Annotated in this window: 15 protein-coding genes; 10 read left to right on the plus strand and 5 right to left on the minus strand. The window is 41.2% G+C overall.

Going from position 1 to position 18,531, the window contains the following annotated elements:
* Positions 1–65: 65 nt before the first annotated feature.
* From OQX61_RS05800 to OQX61_RS05810, 3 genes are all read left to right on the plus strand, one after another.
* Entirely contained in the window at positions 66–1,880 is a 1,815-nt protein-coding gene (locus tag OQX61_RS05800) for a DNA mismatch repair protein MutS (protein WP_265840711.1), read from the plus strand.
* A 159-nt stretch (positions 1,881–2,039) separates the two neighbouring features.
* Positions 2,040–3,377 (plus strand): GH1 family beta-glucosidase, encoded by a 1,338-nt coding sequence (locus OQX61_RS05805; RefSeq protein WP_265840712.1) that lies wholly within the window; start codon positions 2,040–2,042, stop codon positions 3,375–3,377.
* Between the two features lie 28 nt (positions 3,378–3,405).
* Positions 3,406–3,858, plus strand: a complete 453-nt coding sequence (locus tag OQX61_RS05810; RefSeq protein WP_265840713.1) for a DUF2007 domain-containing protein — start codon at positions 3,406–3,408, stop codon at positions 3,856–3,858.
* Between the two features lie 76 nt (positions 3,859–3,934).
* On the opposite strand, the gene OQX61_RS05815 is transcribed toward OQX61_RS05810, so the two are convergent.
* Entirely contained in the window at positions 3,935–6,214 is a 2,280-nt protein-coding gene (locus OQX61_RS05815; RefSeq protein WP_265840714.1) for an aconitate hydratase, read from the minus strand.
* Positions 6,215–6,488: 274 nt separating this feature from the next.
* Positions 6,489–7,106, minus strand: coding sequence for a polysaccharide deacetylase family protein (locus OQX61_RS05820; protein WP_265840715.1), 618 nt, complete (start codon positions 7,104–7,106; stop codon positions 6,489–6,491).
* Positions 7,107–7,191: 85 nt separating this feature from the next.
* Between OQX61_RS05820 and OQX61_RS05825 the strand changes: the two genes are divergently transcribed.
* The 4 genes from OQX61_RS05825 to OQX61_RS05840 all read left to right on the plus strand — a co-directional run bounded on the left by OQX61_RS05825 (position 7,192) and on the right by OQX61_RS05840 (position 11,480).
* Positions 7,192–8,643 carry a TolC family protein gene (locus OQX61_RS05825; protein WP_265840716.1) on the plus strand — a complete coding sequence of 484 codons (1,452 nt, stop codon included), beginning with the start codon at positions 7,192–7,194 and terminating at the stop codon, positions 8,641–8,643.
* Between the two features lie 44 nt (positions 8,644–8,687).
* Positions 8,688–10,034, plus strand: coding sequence for an efflux RND transporter periplasmic adaptor subunit (locus OQX61_RS05830; protein WP_265840717.1), 1,347 nt, complete (start codon positions 8,688–8,690; stop codon positions 10,032–10,034).
* A 75-nt stretch (positions 10,035–10,109) separates the two neighbouring features.
* A complete protein-coding gene (locus OQX61_RS05835; protein WP_265840718.1) occupies positions 10,110–11,108 on the plus strand; it encodes an NAD(P)H-dependent glycerol-3-phosphate dehydrogenase in 999 nt (332 codons plus the stop codon).
* A gap of 51 nt (positions 11,109–11,159) precedes the next feature.
* Positions 11,160–11,480 carry a hypothetical protein gene (locus OQX61_RS05840; RefSeq protein ID WP_265840719.1) on the plus strand — a complete coding sequence of 107 codons (321 nt, stop codon included), beginning with the start codon at positions 11,160–11,162 and terminating at the stop codon, positions 11,478–11,480.
* Positions 11,481–11,571: 91 nt separating this feature from the next.
* On the opposite strand, the gene OQX61_RS05845 is transcribed toward OQX61_RS05840, so the two are convergent.
* Positions 11,572–13,497 (minus strand): DEAD/DEAH box helicase, encoded by a 1,926-nt coding sequence (locus OQX61_RS05845; RefSeq protein WP_265840720.1) that lies wholly within the window; start codon positions 13,495–13,497, stop codon positions 11,572–11,574.
* An 84-nt stretch (positions 13,498–13,581) separates the two neighbouring features.
* On the minus strand, positions 13,582–14,040 hold the full coding sequence (locus tag OQX61_RS05850; RefSeq protein WP_265840721.1) for a DUF4293 domain-containing protein: 459 nt from the start codon (positions 14,038–14,040) through the stop codon (positions 13,582–13,584).
* An 84-nt stretch (positions 14,041–14,124) separates the two neighbouring features.
* On the opposite strand from OQX61_RS05850, the gene truA reads away from it, so the two are divergent.
* Complete coding sequence (truA, locus tag OQX61_RS05855; RefSeq protein ID WP_265840722.1) at positions 14,125–14,892, plus strand: tRNA pseudouridine(38-40) synthase TruA; 768 nt, start codon at positions 14,125–14,127, stop codon at positions 14,890–14,892.
* A gap of 1 nt (position 14,893) precedes the next feature.
* Entirely contained in the window at positions 14,894–16,666 is a 1,773-nt protein-coding gene (locus OQX61_RS05860; RefSeq protein ID WP_265840723.1) for an ABC transporter ATP-binding protein, read from the plus strand.
* Positions 16,667–16,851: 185 nt separating this feature from the next.
* On the opposite strand, the gene OQX61_RS05865 is transcribed toward OQX61_RS05860, so the two are convergent.
* The gene (locus OQX61_RS05865) at positions 16,852–17,283 is read right to left on the minus strand and encodes a hypothetical protein (protein WP_265840724.1); all 432 of its coding nucleotides are present in this window, start codon (positions 17,281–17,283) and stop codon (positions 16,852–16,854) included.
* 242 nt (positions 17,284–17,525) lie between these two features.
* Here OQX61_RS05865 and sucD point away from each other — a divergent pair, with 242 nt between their 5' ends.
* Positions 17,526–18,398 (plus strand): succinate--CoA ligase subunit alpha, encoded by an 873-nt coding sequence (gene sucD, locus OQX61_RS05870; protein WP_182957212.1) that lies wholly within the window; start codon positions 17,526–17,528, stop codon positions 18,396–18,398.
* The last annotated feature ends 133 nt before the right edge of the window (positions 18,399–18,531 follow it).

Genomic DNA, 18,531 nt, shown 5'->3' on the forward strand with positions numbered 1-18,531 from the left:
TCTTGCCTTCCTTAGTGTATGGTACTAATCCCTATATTTATCCAATAAGAGAACATCCAAAGATAATGGTAAAAACAAAAGATAGTATTTTAAAGGACTACCAAAATAACATTGCGGCTCAGGAAATACAGATTTCCGGCCTTAAAAAGAAACTCAACAACATCTCTTTTTCAAGATTAGGCTTGTTTATCGTAGAGATTCTGATCATTGCAGCGATCATCAATATAGGATTTATTCCGGTGTTAAGCGGCTTATTAGTGGTTCCGTTAATATTGTTTCTGGTACTGGTAAAGAAACAAAGTGCAGTTCAGACAGAATTAACTTATGCCGGACAGCTCTTATGGGTCTATCAGAATGAGGCGAACCAGATGCTAACCGGAAAGAACGGTTACGATAACGGCGAGCATTACCAGGACGAACAACACCCTTATGCCTCAGACCTGGATATTTATGGAGCAGGCTCATTATACGCTTTCACTAACCGCTGTAAAACAGAAAAAGGACTGAACCTGCTCGCTGAGAATCTAGGTAAACCAAATGATAAAGCAACCATTTTGGCGCGTCAGGAAGCAATTAAAGAGCTGAGTATCCATATTGATCAGACCTTCCATTTCAGAGCCGAACTTCAAAACCATCAACCAGATCAGCTGCGGGTAATTGAAAAAAAACTCATACACAGTTTGCCGGAACAATTGGGCTTTACCAATAACCCATTGTTAAAAGCTTATGTAAAAATAGTCCCTTATCTATCGATGGCGCTGTTGACAACGGCTATTGTTGTTGGCGGAGCGATGTGGCAAACCTTTGCTTTATATGCCGTTTTCCATGCCGGACTTACCTTCTGGAACTTAAAAAGCATCAACCAGGTTTATTATGGTTTTACCGGTGGTGCGAGTCTGCTGACCTCCTTCTCCGGAACCATCAAATGGACGGAAGAAGTGAAATGGAACAGTTCCTACATTAAAAATCTATTTACAGAACAAGCAGACGGTCTGCCGGTAAGTGGACAGATTAAACAACTGGCGAAAATTATTCAGGCCTTTGATGCACGTTTAAATGTGCTCCTGGGCACTTTGCTAAACCTATTCTTTTTATGGGACCTGAAATGTTGCATGTACCTGAGCAAATGGCATAACCAATATTCAATTCCTGTGCTTAAAGGATTAACACGAATTAGTGAATTTGAAGAACTAATTTCGTGCGCTACCTTAGCCTATAATCAGCCCGACTGGACTTATCCTGAGTTAGCAAATAGTTTTCATTTAGAAGCTGTTGCACTTGGTCATCCGCTGATCCCTCAAAGCACGCGCGTGTTAAACGATTTTCAGTTAAACCAACATCCTACAGTAGATATCGTAACAGGCTCTAATATGGCCGGAAAAAGCACCTTCCTCAGGACTGTGGGTATCAATATGGTGCTTGCTTTTGCCGGAGCACCAGTATGCGCGGATAAAATGTCTGTTTCTATTTTCAAGCTGCTTTCTTACATGCGTATAAAAGACTCATTAAACGACCAGACCTCTACCTTTAAAGCAGAGCTGAACCGCTTAAAAATGATTCTTGATGCCATCAGTACTTCTTCAAATTCTCTCGTATTGATTGATGAAATGCTAAGAGGAACAAATAGCCGCGACAAATACCTCGGCTCTAAAGTTTTTATTGAAAAATTAATCGAACAACAAACACCTGCCTTATTTGCTACCCACGATTTACAACTGTCGGAAATGATAGCTGATTATCCGGAGAAAGTTAGAAATTATCATTTTGACATCCAGATCAATGAAGGCGAAATGAACTTCGATTATAAATTAAAACATGGCCCCTGCACTACCTTCAACGCGGCTTTACTTTTAAAGCAGATAGGCTTAACGTTAAATTAACAGCTTATCACCATATTAGCCTTTATTAAAATAAGGATTTCAATCGAAACTGTAATTTCTGAGGAAACCAGCACATCCGGTAACGCTGAAAAATCAATTGAAATCCTTATTTAAACCCTAGTTTCAATTGAAATACGGAGTACCTCTTAAAGGAAAACTATGATTAAAGCATCAGATTTTGGAACAGATTTTTCATGGGGAGTAGCAACCGCTGCGGCTCAGATAGAAGGCGCAGCAGACGCATACGGTAAAGGACCTTCCATTTGGGACACCTTTTCCCTTCGCTCAGGAAAGATCAAAAAAGGACATACCCCAGCCATTGCCTGTGATTTTTACCATCAGTATAAAGCGGACATTGCCCTGATTAAACTACTCGGCTTCTCTGTGTTCCGCTTTTCTATCTCCTGGCCAAGGATTTTACCCTACGGGGAAGGCCTGGTCAATGAAGAAGGCATCCGTTTCTACCATGACGTGATTGATGAATGCCTGAGACAGGGAATTACACCTTACATCACCTTATACCACTGGGACCTGCCCGAAGCACTGGAAGTGGAGGGGGGCTGGGCCGCCTTCGGTATCAACAGTGCCTTTAATGCCTTTGTCTCTATCTGCGCCAAAACTTACGGAGATAAAGTGAAAAACTGGATTGTACTTAACGAACCTTTTGGATTTACCTCCTTAGGTTATATGCTGGGCATCCATGCGCCGGGGAAAACCGGACTTACAAACTTCTTCTCTGCGGTTCACCATGCAGCCATTGCACAAGCTGATGGCGGAAGGATATTAAGGGCAGAAGTGAATAAGGCAAATATAGGAACCAGCTTTTCCTGCTGTGAGGTCATTCCCTATACTCAAAGTGAGTCCGATTTGCTGGCCGCTCAACGCGTAGACTGCCTGATGAACCGTCTGTTTATTGAACCTACCCTGGGTATGGGCTATCCCGGCACCGACTGGGAGGTTATGGAAAAATTCTCCATTCAGCACTCCACCTGGCGACATACCGAACGCCTCAGTTTCGACTTTGACTTTGTCGGAATCCAGAACTATTTCCCCCTAACTGTTAAATACAATGCCTTTATTCCGGTGATACAAGCCTGGGAAGTGAAAGCGAAAAGCCGTAAAGTGCCTTATACGGCGATGGGCTGGGAGGTTAATGGAAACGGGCTTTACAATGTGCTCAAACAGTTTGCCGCCTACCCTAAGATCAAAAACCTCATGATCACCGAAAATGGAGCCGCTTTTGCGGATAAGATCGTAGATGGAGCAATCCACGATCAGGAACGTATTGCTTATTTTCAGGAATACCTGGGCGCTTTACTGAAAGCAAAAAATGAAGGATTAAACATTACCGGATATATGGCATGGACGCTGCTTGATAACTTCGAGTGGGCAGAAGGTTATAACGCAAGGTTTGGCCTCGTTCATAACGACTTTAAAACACAAGCCAGAACGATAAAAGACTCGGGCTATTGGTGGCAGCAGTTCCTGTCTTGTTAAACTCCGCAATTTTCCTTATCTTATTTTCATGGATAAGATTATTGTGTTTGAGACTTTTTATAATCCCATTAAAGCCAATATTGTAAAGTCAAGATTGTTAGATAGTGGCTTGCAGTGTTTCTTGTCAGACGAGCATACAATAGGTATGAACCCACTCTATACGCAAGCCTTAGGAGGAATCAAATTACATGTTTTTGAAAGAGATCTGGAGCAAGCAACAGCTATTCTTCAAGAGGAAGGATTTGCTCCAGGTTTTGTCATGAGTTCTGATGGGGGAGAAGAAGAAGTTCCGGTCGAAGAAACGGCAATTGTGGAGAAGGTATGTCCGAATTGTGGATCAACACATGTAGGTTATGTTCAGTCCACAAAAAAGCGCTTCGGAATCCTGACCATGGTGATTTCCTTTCTGCTGGCCGTCTATCCCTTTCATGTCAATAAGACCTGGCATTGCTTCGATTGTGAACATGAATTCGAAGAATAACAAACCATAAAATAGATAAAAAAAAAGGGCTGATCATTTGAAATGACCAGCCCCTTTTATATTAAGCTTTAAAAAACTACAAAGCGTTTTTCGCTGCTGCTTCCTTACGGATGATGTTTAACGCACCACCTGCTTTGAACCATTCAATCTGTTGAGCATTGTAGCTATGGTTAACCACGATCTCTTCTTGAGTACCATCGATATGGTTTAATACCAGTGTCAATGGTACATCAGGACTGAAAGTTGTCAAGCCAATGATGTCAATGGTATCATCTTCCTGAATTTTATCATAATCTTCTTTGTTTGCGAACGTCAAACCAAGCATACCTTGTTTTTTAAGGTTGGTCTCATGGATACGGGCAAAAGATTTCACCAATACCGCGCGAACACCTAAGTGACGAGGTTCCATTGCCGCGTGCTCACGACTAGATCCTTCACCATAGTTTTCATCACCAACTACAATAGTACCGATACCTGCTGCTTTATAAGCACGTTGAGTTGCCGGAACAGGACCATATTCGCCTGTCAGTTCATTCTTAACGTTATCAGTTTTTTCGTTGAAATAGTTAACCGCACCGATCAACATATTGTTCGAAATGTTATCCAGGTGACCACGGAATTTCAACCATGGACCAGCCATAGAGATATGATCCGTTGTACACTTACCTTTTGCTTTGATCAGTAATTTCAAACCTTTAAGGTCTGTACCTTCCCATGCTTTGAATGGATCAAGCAATTGCAACCTGTGAGAAACCGGAGAAACCAATACCTCTACACCGCTACCATCGGCAGCTGGCTCCTGGTAACCTGCATCATCCACGTCAAAACCTCTTGGAGGCAATTCAAATCCTGATGGTGGATCAAGTTTTACCTGCTCACCATTTGCATTTGTTAAGGTATCTGTTAATGGGTTAAAGCTCAAATCACCAGCGATAGCCAATGCAGTCACCAGTTCCGGAGAACCTACAAAAGCAAAAGTGTTCGGGTTACCATCTGCACGTTTCGCAAAGTTTCTGTTGAAAGAGTGAACGATTGTGTTTTTCTCTTGTTTCTCAGCACCAACTCTGTCCCACATACCAATACATGGACCACAAGCATTCGTAAAGACTTTAGCACCGATTTTCTCGAATACGTCTAAGAAACCATCACGTTGAATCGTGAAACGAATCTGCTCAGAACCTGGATTGATACAGTATTCTGATTTTGCCGTTAAGCCTTTTTCAGCAACCTGCTTCGCGATACTAACTGCACGTGAAATATCTTCGTAAGAAGAGTTCGTACAAGAACCGATCAAACCAACATCAATTTTCATTGGCCATCCGTTTGCAGCAGCTACTTCTTTCATTTTAGAAATTGGCGTAGCCAGATCCGGAGTGAAAGGGCCGTTCAAATAAGGCTCAAGTTCTGATAAGTTGATCTCAATGATCTGGTCAAAATATTTTTCCGGTTCTGCATAAACTTCTGCATCACCTGTTAAATGTTCTTTAATTGCATTTGCTGCATCAGCAACATCTGCTCTGTTTGTCGCACGTAAATAACGCTCCATGCTCTCATCGTAACCGAATGTAGAGGTAGTTGCGCCAATTTCAGCACCCATATTACAGATGGTTCCTTTACCAGTACAGCTCATGCTGTTGGCACCTTCACCAAAATATTCTACAATTGCACCAGTACCACCTTTTACAGTAAGGATACCTGCAACTTTAAGGATTACATCTTTCGCAGAAACCCATCCACTTAATTTACCGGTTAATTTAATACCGATTAATTTAGGAAATTTAAGCTCCCATGGTAAGCCTGCCATTACATCACATGCATCAGCACCACCTACACCAATCGCCACCATACCCAAACCACCTGCATTTACAGTGTGTGAGTCAGTACCGATCATCATACCACCAGGGAAAGCATAGTTTTCTAATACAACCTGGTGAATAATACCTGCACCTGGTTTCCAGAAGCCAATACCATATTTATTTGATACAGAAGCAAGGAAGTCAAAAACCTCTTTACTCTCCGTGTTTGCCGCTGGTAAATCTACCTCAGCACCATGTTTTGCAGTAATTAAGTGATCGCAATGAACTGTTGAAGGAACAGCTACTCTTGGTCTTCCCGCTTGCATAAACTGCAATAAAGCCATCTGTGCAGTAGCATCTTGCATGGCCACACGGTCAGGAGCAAAATCTACATAATCAGTACCTCTTACGTAAGAAGTATTTGTATTACCATCCCAAAGGTGGGTGTAAAGAATTTTTTCTGAAAGTGTTAAAGGTCTGCCTACTAATTTACGGGCCGCCTCTACACGGGGGCCAAAGTTTGCATACACCTTTTTGATCATTTCTATATCAAAAGCCATTGATAATATGTGTTAAAAGGGTAAGTATTTTTATTATTTGTAGCGAATTTACGAAAAAAAACAGGTGCAGGCCATCATCTGATGATCATTATATTATTTATACATATTCTAAATAATGATCGTAACGCGGAGCTCCCGCGATATTGGTCATTTACGAACAACGCTGTTCAAAAACGAACACCACAAAAACACAAAGCCTTGATAAGTTGCAGATAAACAGGGAAATATTCCGGATTTTATTCCTGGCCTGTACTTGGCTTAAAGCCTTGTGAAATTATAAAGTGGCAAACTGATAGCCCTGTTCGCTGAAATATTGCAAGGCACGGGGCAAAGTATATTGTAACCGGTCGAAAGCCTTCAGGCTATCGTGAAAAACAATAATGGCGCCATTACGGGTATGTTTGATCACATTCCTGTAACACTTTTCGGGAGCAAGCTGTACGTCGAAATCGCCGCTCAGGACATCCCACATGATGATCTCAAGCTGAGGGAACTCCGCCCGAAGGCTCGCGATCTGTGACTTTTTAATCCTGCCGTAAGGCGGGCGAAACAAATTGGTATTGGTAAGTTTCTGGCATTGACGGAAATTTTCCAGGTAAGTCTTGTCATCCGTTTTCCAACCCTTTAAGTGGTTAAAGGTATGGTTGCCGATCGTATGACCATCCGCTTTCAGCTGATCAAAGATCGCAGGGTGCTTTTGGATATTATCACCAATGCAAAAAAAGGTGGCTTTCGCATTAAAGCTTTTTAAAGTTTTTAGTACGAAGTCTGTAACATCCGGTATAGGTCCGTCGTCAAAGGTTAAATAAATAACACTTTGAGCTCGGGTTTTGTGCCAAACCAGAGATGGGTAATACCATTTCAATAATAACGGAGATTTAACCAGATACATGCCCAAATGTAGTAAAATACTTTGCTGTACCTGAAAATTTACAAAATCAGTTAGTTGTTTATATTATTATTGTGAAATTAAAATTATGAGAAAGTTTACCACTTTTAATGCGTTACCCAAGCTCAGCTTAGTTTTGTCATTAGCATTGATTACAGGTTTTGTGCAAAACTCCGACGCGCAGGAAGTGATCACCATTCAGGAAGCGATAGAAAAGACCCTGACCAACAATCTTCAGGTAAAGCAATCTAAATACAGTGAGAGCTTATCTGACGAGAACCTAAAGCAATCTAAAAATGCGCTACTGCCTACCTTAAATGGAAATGGTAGTTACAATATCAACTTCGGACGTAGTGTGGATCCATCCACCAACTCCTTTAACAGCTCCCAGTTCTCTTCACTAAATGCCGGTTTATCCGCAGGAGTGAATGTTTTTCAGGGCTTTCAGAAGATCAATCAGATCAAGCAAAACAAACTATTGTTAAGTGCTGATCAGACCAATACCGAGAAAATCAAAAATGATCTGGTCTTGCAAGTCGTGACAAGTTATCTGCAGATTCTTTACAACAAGGACCTTTTAAAGGCTGCAAAAGAGCAACAAACCGTAGCTAAAAAACAGCTGGACAGAGAACAGCAATTATTAGATGTAGGGAATAAAACCCTTGCAGATCTTTCCCAGGCGAAATCTCAATTGGCTACCGCTGATTTGACGGTAACAAATGCCGTAAATGCACTGAGCATTTCTTACTTAACCCTGGCGCAATTAATGGATGTTCCTTCTGCAACACAATATGAAGTACAGGCCCCATTGTCTAATCTTACCTTACCTGCTGCTGCAAATGGCAATGCCGAGGAAATCTATGATTCTTCCATGAAGCTTTTCCCGGATATCAAACTTGCGGGTTTACGTGCCGATGCTGCAAAAAGAAGTATTGAAATCGCTAAAGGAAACTATTATCCGACCTTATCTTTTGGCGCTGGATTAAGCACCAACTATTCAAGTGGCAGAGAGCAATTTGTACGTCAGGAATTGACTGGAACCATGCCAATTGGGGTAGTTGAAGGTTCTGGTGCGATCGTAAATGCACCTGTGTTTAGAAATATTACTGAAAAATATCATTTTAAAGATCAATTCCGTGATAACTTTGGTCAATATGTAGGTCTTTCTCTTCAGATTCCAATCTTTAATGGCTTCCAGGCAAGATCAACTGTAAGAAAAGCTAAAATTACCCACTTGCAAAGTCTGGCTGATGAGCAACTGGCAAAAAACAACCTGAATAAAGTGATTTATCAGGCAGTTGCTGATTTAAAAGCAGCAGAAGGCCGTTTAAGTGCAACTACAAATACCTTTGAGGCACAAAAAGATGCCTTCCATGTAATTGAACAACGTTATGCGGTTGGATTGGTGAACTCTTTAGATTTCAGCACTTCTCAGTCTAATATGAATAAAGCAGAGATCGACATGATCCAGGCGAAATACGATTTAATATTCAGAGCCAAAGTAATAGATTACTACCTTGGTAAACAGATCGTTTTCTAGACCATCACAAGACCCGATTGATATAAATATATAAACAAAAACAAATGAAACTAAAACCCATACTCATTACATTAGGCATCCTGATTGCTGTTGTAGTTATTTTAAAGCTTACGGGCGTTATTGGTGGTGAGAAGATTGAAAAAGTGACGATCGAGAAAGCTGCGGAACGTACAGTAACAGAAACGGTAACTGCCAGTGGAAAGGTGCAGCCTGAAACCGAAGTGAAATTAAGTTCTGAGGTTTCCGGTGAGGTGACTGAACTTTTAGTGAAAGAAGGCGATGTGGTTAAAAAAGGCCAGTTGCTGATTAAAGTTCGTCCGGATGTATTGAAATCGGGTTATGACAGAGCTGTAGCTTCTTATAGCTCACAAAAAGCAGGTGTGGCCTCAGCTTTACAGACGATGAAACAAAATGAAGCTAATTTTGTAAACGCAGAAGCGACTTATAAACGTAATGTAGAGCTTTTCAAAAAGAAAGTAATTTCTGCCTCAGAATTCGATGCAGCGAAAGCCGCTTATTTAACCGCAAAAACCAATGTGGCAAGATCTAAAGAAGACTATACTTCTGCGAAATTCCAATTGGAACAATCCGGAGCAAATGTGCAGGAAGCGAATGCCAACCTGGCAAAAGCAACAATATACGCACCGGTTAACGGCGTGATCTCGAAATTATCGGTAGAGCTAGGTGACCGTATTTTAGGTACTGCACAAATGGCAGGAACGGAAATCATGAGAATCTCTAACCTGACCACCATGGAAGTAAACGTGGATGTAAATGAGAATGACATCAACAGGGTTAATGTTGGCGACAGTGCAAAGATCGAAGTTGATGCTTTTGCAGATAAAAAATTCAAAGGAGTAGTTACTGAAATTGCCAGCTCTTCTAAAGACATCGGTTCTGCAGTGACCTCAGTAGATCAGGTAACCAATTTCGTCGTGAAAATCAGAATCCTTGCAGATTCTTACCAGGGTGTTAAAGGTGGTGCTAAAGACCTTCCTTCTCCATTCAGACCAGGTTTGTCGGCAACGGTAGATATTGAAAGTCAGTCGGAGAAAGGCCTTGCCATTCCAATCCAGTCGGTATTTACAGAAAGTAAAAAAACAGACGAGAAAACCGAAGGTAATGACGAAAATGCGGACAAACAAAAAACAAAACTGGCTGATAAAACCGTTAAACAATACGTTTATGTTTTCAATGGCGGAACAGTGAAAAAAGTAGCTGTGACTACCGGAATTCAGGACGATCAGTACATCATCATTAAAACAGGGCTTAAAGCCGGACAGGAAATAGTGTCTGGTCCATACTCTGCCATCCAGAATAAATTGAAAGATGGTATGAAAGTAGAGAAAACCACTAAAGATCAATTGTTTGTCAATCCAGACAAAAAGTAAACTTTATCAATCATTTTTAAATGAGTAAATTGCCCCGGTTAAAACAATAACCGGGGTTTTTTTATTTAATACTGTATGATACCTAAAGTTGCAATGATTGGTGGGGGTAGTTGGGCTACTGCTATAGTAAAAATGCTTTCTGACAATGAGACACCAAAAGAAATCTATTGGTGGATGCGCAATGAAGAAGCCATCAGTCACCTTAAAAAATATAAACACAATCCAAATTACCTGAGTTCTGTGGAAATCAGGCTTCCTGATACTCACATTTCAAATGATATCGTGCGCATCATTCAGCAGTCAGATTACATCATTTTAAATGTACCTGCTGCATTCTTAAAAGAAACACTGAAAGAGGTTACACCGGAACTATTAAAGGGCAAGAAGATCATTTCTGCGATCAAAGGGATTGTTCCTGATGAGAATCAGATCATCGGCGAATTCCTGCAACAAAAATACCAGGTGCCTTTGAAAGATATTGTCGTGATTAGCGGTCCTTGTCATGCAGAAGAAGTGGCACTGGAAAAATTATCTTACCTGACGATTGCTTCCTTAGACGAGGATTTCTCGGCTGTTTTTGCCGGATTACTACGCAATAGATATATCAAAACAAATGTTTCTGATGACATCTTCGGAACTGAATACGCTGCGGTATTGAAAAACATTTATGCGGTAGCCAGTGGTATTTGTCATGGCGTAGGCTATGGAGATAACTTTCAGGCCGTATTGATCTCTAATGCGATTAGAGAGATCAAAAGATTTGTGGATGCCGTACATCCTATAGACCGCGATATCAAAGAATCTGCCTATCTGGGAGATTTACTGGTCACCGCTTATTCTCAGTTCAGCAGGAACCGTACTTTTGGAAACATGATAGGGAAGGGCTATACCGTGAAATCAGCACAGCTGGAAATGAATATGGTAGCCGAAGGTTACTATGCGGTGAAGTGTATGCACCACATCAATTTAAAGTATAAAGTGGATATGCCGATTAGCAGGGCAGTATATGCAATTCTTTATGAACAGCATTCTCCACAGCTGGAAATGGGATTACTCACCGAACAACTCAATTAAAAACAATTTCTCAAAACGCTTGTTATCAGATCATAACAACAATATAGCGCTATGAGAAAACAAATTTTAGTTGCCGGACTTGCATTGGCATGCTTTACTGCATTTGCGTTTAATGCCGGGGCACAGGAAAAAAAAGAATCTGTTGGCAAGTCCATCAGTAAAACTGCCAAAAAAGTTGGGGATAAAACCGCTGAAGTGGCCGTAAAAGGGGCCTCAAAGGTTGCAGATCAAACCTATAAAGGAAAGATGGCACCGGATGGCTCTAATGTGTATATCAACAGTAAAAACAAGAAATACTATATCAATAAAAAAGGAGCGAAGGTTTATCTGAAAGAATCACAGATTAAAACCAGACCCGAAAAGAAACCTTAATAGGGTTGAGGACGCAGGTTTGGGAAACCTGTTAATGAAAAAAAGGCCGGTCTCCATATGGAAACCGGCCTTTTTTATATATGATATGGGATTAAGATCTACGTCTTCTGTCGCCGCTACCAGCACCGCTTCCGCCTTCGCGTCTGCCTGCACCACCAGCACCACCAGCGCCACGATCTTCACGGCTTCTTCCAGAGAAATCTCTGAAACCACCTCCGCCGCCGCTTCCGCCACTGCTTCTTCTATCGCCACCACCGCTGCTTCTTCTGTCGCCGCCACCGCCGCTTCTTCCGCCGCCGCCGTAACTTCCGCCTTCGCGTCTGCCACCACCGCCACCGAATCCGCCACGACGTTCACCGCCACCACGACGTTCGCCGCCACCGTCTCCATCAGCAGTTTTCTCAATTCTAACACCACGGTTGTTGAATTCAACACCTTTGAAGTTACTGAATAAAGAATCTACAGTTGCATCTTCTACTTCAAAGAATGAATACACACCTTTTAAGTCGATTTTGCCAATGCTTTTTCCACTGATTTTACCGTTGTTACAAACAAAAGATAATAAATCACCTCTTGTAAAGTCATCTACCGAACCTAAGTTGATAAACAAACGTGTGTAACCTTCACTGTTTCTTGGACCTCTTTCACCGCGTTCTCCACGTTCACCTCTCTCACCGCGATCATCAGCCGAAGAGTTTAGATCAGGAGCGTTTTTGTAGTACTCTAAAAAGCGGTTAAACTCTAAAGATGCAAAACGTTTGATCACTTCTTCTTTGCTCAATTCAGCAAACTCATCCATAATTCTAGGGATGTATTGCTCAATTTGTGATTCGTTAACTTCTACATTGTGAACCTTGTGTACCAAAGCAAATAATTGCTTCTCACAAACGTCAAAACCTGTAGGTAAAGTAGCTTTGGTAAATTGTTTACCAATGATTCTTTCAATCTGACGGATTTTTCCAAGTTCTTTAGAGTTAACGATACAGATCGAAATACCCGTTTTACCTGCACGGCCAGTACGACCAGAACGGTGGGTATAACTTTCAATTTCGTCAGGTAGTGAATAATTCACAACGTGTGTTACGTTCTGAACGTCAATACCACGTGCCGCAACATCAGTAGCAATTAATAATTGCATGTTACGCTCACGGAAACGTTGCATTACTTTATCACGTTGTTGTTGAGATAAATCTCCGTGTAAAGCATCAGCATTATAACCGTCTTTGATCAAGTGCTCAGCAACGTCCTGTGTATCCATTTTGGTTTTACAGAACACTACCGCAAAGATCTCAGGGTTAAAATCTACGATACGTTTTAAAGCAGCGTATTTATCTCTGGCACGTACAATGTAGTACTCATGCTCAATATTTACGTTACCAGTGTTTTTGGTACCCATGGTTAACTCTACTGGAGAGTCCATGTAATTTTTCGCTATTCTTCTAACCTCTGGAGGCATAGTAGCGGAGAATAACCAAGTTTTTTTGTCGTCAGGAGTGGTAGACAAAATGTCGTTGATGTCTTCCTGGAAACCCATGTTCAACATCTCATCAGCTTCATCTAAAACTACATATTTCACACTTGTGAAATCTATAGCTTTTCTGCCAATAATGTCCAACATACGACCAGGTGTAGCCACAACAATTTGTACACCGTTTCTAATCTCACGCAACTGTTGCATAATGTTAGCGCCACCGTAAACGGCAACTACACTAGCACCAGAGATGTTTTTTGAGAAATTCTTGATGTCATTAGTAATCTGTAAGCAAAGCTCTCTCGTAGGGCATAAAATCAATGCCTGAGGCTTATTGCTTTTAAAGTCTATCAATTCTAACAGCGGCAAGCCAAATGCGGCTGTTTTCCCTGTTCCTGTTTGGGCCAAACCAACAAAATCGTTATTGCCCTCTAACAGTACAGGAATACTTTGTTCCTGAATAGGTGTTGGATTTTCGAAACCTAAATCCTTTACAGCATTAACAACGTCATCACTTATCCCCAATAATTTAAATGGGTTTATCATGTATATATATTAATTAAGCCGCAAAGATACAGTTAATTATTGGTATTTCACGGCAACGTAACTAAATAAAAATGAGGTAATTAATTATCGGAGCCTATCCGCCGACCTCAGTAATTGCTCGTCTTTTCGGATTCCGCGTAACGCTAATGCGCAAAATATTAGGCTGATAAGGGGAAGGAATGCACCAACACCAAGGTTTACCGAAGCGATTCCACCAGGCATATTTTGTGCCGCATCGAAGATCCAGAAGCCTAAAAATAGCGTCGAAACCATCGCGAAAATAATTAAACGCTTCTGTCCAATTGTCTTTTTGAAGGTGAATATCGTCGCAAAACACAACATCGCTACCGCTACTGTATTCATAAATAATGGCTTAAAGTATTCGATTTTTCCGGCAACACCATTCGTTTTTTTGTATAAACCTGTCGCAAGAATCCAATATTCTGAGCCGGCAGACTGGCTGTTCACAATCGGAACAAACAATAAAAGTAATATAGTAAGGCTCGCTAACAGTAGCCAGATAGATTGTATTCTTTGTATCATATCAGTTCAATAATTTCAACAAATATATTAAAAGGCCTATACTTACCAATCAATATCTTGATTCAAAAGATTAAATTTGCCCCATTGAAACCGAACATACAACGATATTTTATTGAACTGTCCTATAATGGGACCGCATTCCATGGCTGGCAAATTCAGCCCAATGCCATTACCGTACAAGAGTGTCTGGACAAAGCATTGTCGGTCTACTTCCGGCAGCCAATTGCCTCTTTAGGCTGTGGCCGTACCGACGCAGGCGTTCATGCAACAGAGTTCTTTGCGCATTTTGATCTGGAAATCCATCCGGAGAAACCTGTAAATGTGGAACGCTCTATTGCCGGAATCAATTCCTTGCTGTCCTATCAGATTGCAGTGAAAAGAGTTTTTCCGGTTGCAGCTGATGCGCATGCCCGCTTCGATGCCACACAAAGAGCTTATAATTACTACCTCCATTTTCATAAAGATCCTTTTAAGCTGGAGCGCTCCTGGTTGTTTAAAGGGGAGCTGGATGTACCTGCCATGAATGAAGCCGCAAAGCTGATTATGGCACATACCGATTTTTCCTGTTTCAGTAAATCCAATACCCAGACCTTTACTAACAATTGTAAAGTGACCGCCGCCTATTTTGAAGAAATAGAAGGCGGATTGAAATTTACCATTTCTGCGGATCGATTCCTCAGGAATATGGTACGGGCGGTAGTCGGTACTCTAATCAGAGTAGGTAAGAAAGAAATTACCAAAAATGATTTTCAGGAAATTATGGAGCAAAAAAACAGAAGCAATGCCGGACAATCAGTTCCTGCATGTGGCCTGTACCTGGTAAATGTTGTTTATCCTTATGTAACCTATTAGTATGTCTAAAATAAGTGGTGATGCGTTAAATGTGGGCCTGTTGAGAAGAGTTTTTCAATATGTAAAACCTTACCGCAATATCTTTATCTGGGCAATCGTACTGACGATATTACTGGCCTTAATTGCACCGGCAAGACCTTTTCTGATCCAGTATACGCTAGACCATTACATCATGAAAGGGGAGTATGTCGGTTTGCTGAACATGACGATCCTGATGTTGGTACTGCTGGTCGTACAGGCAGGAATTCAATTTTGCCAGACACTGCTCACCAATACCCTGGGGCAGTCAGCCATACGCGATTTAAGGATCAATGTGTTCAACCACATTACTAAATTAAGATTAAAATATTTCGACAACACCCCCATCGGACAATTGATCACCCGTACGGTATCCGATCTGGAAACCATCGCAGAGATATTTTCCGAAGGATTAATTGTGATCATCGGTGATATCCTGATGGTGATCGTGATCATTGCGGTCATGATTTACAGAGATTGGTCCCTTACTTTTGTGGTATTGCTGCCGATGCCTTTGCTGATGATTGCGACTTCCGTTTTTCAAAAAGCGATCAAATCTGCTTTTCAGGAGATCAGGACAGAGGTGTCTAACCTGAATACTTATTTGCAGGAACACATTTCCGGAGTTTCTATTATCCAGTATTTTGCCAGAGAACAGCAGGAATATAAAAAATTCATCAAAATCAATGCCCGTTACCGCGATGCCAATATCCGCTCTAACTGGTATTACTCGATATTTTTTCCGGTGGTGGAGATCATTTCTGCCATGTCCCTGGGTTTACTGGTTTGGTATGGCTCTAAAAGTATTCTGGCCAAGCCAATGGATGTTACACCAGGCACGATTGCCGAGTTTATCCTATATATAAGTATGCTGTTCCGCCCGATCAGGGAGCTTGCCGATAAATTTAATACCCTGCAAATGGGAATGGTGGGCGCAGAAAGGGTCTTCAAAGTATTAGATACGGATGAAGTAACGGAAGATAAAGGAACATATGCACCAGCAAAAATGGCCGGATCTATTTCTTTTGAAAAGGTATGGTTTGCCTATATAGATGAAAATTACGTGCTGAAAGATATTTCTTTTGAAGTGCAGGCAGGGAAAACGATTGCCCTTGTAGGTGCTACCGGTGCCGGGAAGTCTTCTACCATCAATATTCTGAATAGGTTTTATGAGATTCAAAAGGGAGAAATTAAAATTGATGGGGTGCCGATTCAGGATTATAAACTGGATTTCCTGAGGAAAAATATTGCCACTGTATTACAGGATGTATTCCTGTTTTCAGACACGATTTTTAACAACATCACGCTAAATAATCCGGATATCGGAATGGAAGAAGTCGTGGATGCTGCTATAAAAGTAGGTGCCCATGATTTTATCGGGCGACTGCCGGGCGGGTACCAATATAATGTAATGGAACGCGGTGCAACGCTTTCTGCCGGACAAGCGCAATTGATCTCTTTTATTCGCGCCCTGGTCTATAATCCATCAATTCTGGTGTTGGATGAGGCGACTTCTTCTGTAGATACAGAAACAGAAATGCTGATTCAACGTGCCATAGAAAAGCTGATGAAAGGAAGAACTTCTATTGTGATTGCTCACCGTTTATCCACCATTCAAAAAGCAGATCAGATTCTGGTCCTGGATAAAGGAGAGATTAAGGAGATGGGAACGCATCAGGAATTATTGAAACTGGATGGCTATTACAAGCGCCTTTACGATCTTCAGTTCAACTCCGGTGGTATTGTTTCCGCTTAGGTTGCGTACAGGCCCTCCGCTTATTGAGGTCAAAACAGGTGATAAACTTTGCTGTATGTAGTTCTGGTTATGGGAGCCTTACCGGAGCCTTGCCGCGGGGTTGGCGGGGCCTTGCAGGGCCGGTAGCCCCAAAAAAAGCTGTGCAAGGCTGACGCAGGTTACGCCGGTTGAGCAGCTGATACGAACTAGTCTTCGTTTACAACCACGCTAATAGACTTGTCAAGTTTAATGGTATGAATCACTTTTGTCCTTTCGCTGTACACCACTACTTTATTTTCGTCTAAATACTGAATGAGCCTGTAAGGTTCTGAACACTGCACAAATCTCCATTGGGTATAAAACTGTTCTGAAAGTTCTTTTTCCTTTGGCAGGTAGGTAATGGCGATTTCTACATCGCTGATCTGATCAATAAAAAAATATTCATTGCTGGTCAGTACTTTTTTTGCAGCCGGAGCTTCCTGAAATTCTTTGATGGCCAGTTGTCTCAATACATTGGAAGGTTGTGTCGGGTTTCTGCTGATCACATTTACAATCAGGTTACTCACTTCGTTTTTGGTGCTCAGGAACTTTCCATTTCCTATGTTTATGATTTTGAATACGATACTAAGGGGCTTCATGCTAACTGATTGTTTTTTCTGTAAAGAAAGCAGTATTTGTCATTACTAACAAAATTTTTGTGACAATGATTAGTTTATGGTCTAAATCTTCGTTTATTCGGTATGAATTGTCGTTTATTTGACGTTTCAAAAGAAATAAAAATTGATTGTCAGAAAAAATGAAAACCTATTGTAATAAATATGGTAATGAATTTGACAATCCATTTCAATTAGCTTAGATTTGCACAAAAAAAATTAGATACATGAGTGTTTTAGTAAATAAGGATTCAAAAGTTATTGTTCAGGGTTTTACTGGAAATGAGGGTACTTATCATGCCTCTCAAATGATAGATTACGGAACTAACGTTGTTGGTGGTGTAACGCCAGGCAAAGGCGGCCAGACTCATTTGGAAAGGCCCGTATTTAATACGGTAAAGGATGCGGTTGATAAAGCCGGTGCCAATGTATCTATCATTTTTGTTCCGCCGGCTTTTGCTGCAGATGCCATTATGGAAGCTGCTGAAGCAGGTATTAAAGTGATCGTTTGTATTACTGAAGGTATCCCGACAAAGGATATGATTCAGGTAAAAGAATATATTTCTGACAGAGATTGCCGTTTAATCGGTCCAAACTGTCCAGGTATCATTACTGCTGATGAGGCTAAAATTGGTATCATGCCAGGCTTTATCTTCAAAAAAGGTACAGTAGGTGTGGTTTCAAAATCAGGTACTTTAACTTATGAAGCAGTTGATCAGGTAGTGAAAGCTGGTTTAGGTATTACTACCGCAATCGGTATCGGTGGTGACCCAATCATCGGAACAACTACTAAAGAAGCGGTTGAATTGTTAATGAACGATCCGGAAACTGAAGGTATCATCATGATTGGTGAAATCGGTGGTGGTATGGAAGCTGAAGCTGCGCTTTGGATCAAAGAACATGGTACTAAACCTGTTGTTGGTTTCATCGCTGGTCAGACTGCGCCTCCGGGACGTAGAATGGGTCATGCTGGTGCAATCGTTGGTGGTGAAGATGACACTGCTGCTGCAAAAATGAAAATTATGGCTGAATGTGGTATCCGTGTAGTAGAAAGTCCTGCTGAAATCGGTGAAGCAATGGCTGCTTTATTGAAGAAATAATAAGATCTTCTTGTATAAATCAAAAGCTCTGGTGAATTTTTCATCGGAGCTTTTTTTATTTAACGATGACGGTATTATGGCATTAAAGAAAAACTTTAAGACGCTTTAGGCCGTATATTGTATAAAATTAGGA

The sequence above is a fragment of the Pedobacter sp. PLR genome (genome assembly GCF_026239675.1).
In the GTDB taxonomy this organism is placed as follows: Bacteria; Bacteroidota; Bacteroidia; order Sphingobacteriales; family Sphingobacteriaceae; genus Pedobacter.

Excerpts from the sequence above, each read along its gene's own strand:
- OQX61_RS05800 (WP_265840711.1), top strand. The coding sequence starts at position 66 with ATGGTAAAAACAAAAGATAGTATTTTAAAGGACTACCAAAATAACATT.
- OQX61_RS05805 (WP_265840712.1), top strand. The coding sequence starts at position 2,040 with ATGATTAAAGCATCAGATTTTGGAACAGATTTTTCATGGGGAGTAGCA.
- OQX61_RS05810 (WP_265840713.1), top strand. The coding sequence starts at position 3,406 with ATGGATAAGATTATTGTGTTTGAGACTTTTTATAATCCCATTAAAGCC.
- OQX61_RS05815 (WP_265840714.1), bottom strand. The coding sequence starts at position 6,214 with ATGGCTTTTGATATAGAAATGATCAAAAAGGTGTATGCAAACTTTGGC.
- OQX61_RS05820 (WP_265840715.1), bottom strand. The coding sequence starts at position 7,106 with ATGTATCTGGTTAAATCTCCGTTATTATTGAAATGGTATTACCCATCT.
- OQX61_RS05825 (WP_265840716.1), top strand. The coding sequence starts at position 7,192 with ATGAGAAAGTTTACCACTTTTAATGCGTTACCCAAGCTCAGCTTAGTT.
- OQX61_RS05830 (WP_265840717.1), top strand. The coding sequence starts at position 8,688 with ATGAAACTAAAACCCATACTCATTACATTAGGCATCCTGATTGCTGTT.
- OQX61_RS05835 (WP_265840718.1), top strand. The coding sequence starts at position 10,110 with ATGATACCTAAAGTTGCAATGATTGGTGGGGGTAGTTGGGCTACTGCT.
- OQX61_RS05840 (WP_265840719.1), top strand. The coding sequence starts at position 11,160 with ATGAGAAAACAAATTTTAGTTGCCGGACTTGCATTGGCATGCTTTACT.
- OQX61_RS05845 (WP_265840720.1), bottom strand. The coding sequence starts at position 13,497 with ATGATAAACCCATTTAAATTATTGGGGATAAGTGATGACGTTGTTAAT.
- OQX61_RS05850 (WP_265840721.1), bottom strand. The coding sequence starts at position 14,040 with ATGATACAAAGAATACAATCTATCTGGCTACTGTTAGCGAGCCTTACT.
- OQX61_RS05860 (WP_265840723.1), top strand. The coding sequence starts at position 14,894 with ATGTCTAAAATAAGTGGTGATGCGTTAAATGTGGGCCTGTTGAGAAGA.
- OQX61_RS05865 (WP_265840724.1), bottom strand. The coding sequence starts at position 17,283 with ATGAAGCCCCTTAGTATCGTATTCAAAATCATAAACATAGGAAATGGA.
- sucD (WP_182957212.1), top strand. The coding sequence starts at position 17,526 with ATGAGTGTTTTAGTAAATAAGGATTCAAAAGTTATTGTTCAGGGTTTT.